The sequence below is a fragment of the Clostridium sediminicola genome, assembly GCF_050402865.1.
Taxonomy (GTDB): domain Bacteria; phylum Bacillota; class Clostridia; order Clostridiales; family Clostridiaceae; genus Clostridium_AF; species Clostridium_AF sediminicola.
In genome coordinates this window covers 1-256 of record NZ_BAABMF010000094.1, presented here as the reverse complement: position 1 = coordinate 256, position 256 = coordinate 1, and the positions used below count along the sequence as shown (strand labels likewise).

At 35.2% G+C, this 256-nt stretch carries 1 protein-coding gene; it reads left to right on the top strand.

Annotated features, from left to right (window positions below; all coding sequences use genetic code 11):
* A partial coding sequence (locus tag ACQ3F0_RS26900; protein ID WP_428868881.1) for a transketolase C-terminal domain-containing protein occupies nucleotides 1-256 on the top strand: 256 nt, incomplete at both ends.

Sequence of the window (256 nt, the reverse complement as noted above, 5' to 3'; positions counted from 1 at the left end):
AATGTTGCAAAACTATATGAAGAAGGATCTACCTTTACAATTGGCAAGGGTAATGTAATTAAAGAGGGGATAGATTTAACTATTATTGCATCAGGGGTTATGGTAGAAGAAGGTATTAAGGCAGTAGGACTTCTAGAAAAAGAAGGTATTTCTGCGAGATTGGTGGATATGTTTACTATTAAGCCTATTGACGCTGAACTTGTGATTAAGTGTGCAAAAGAAACAGGAGCAATTGTTACTGCTGAAAATCATAACA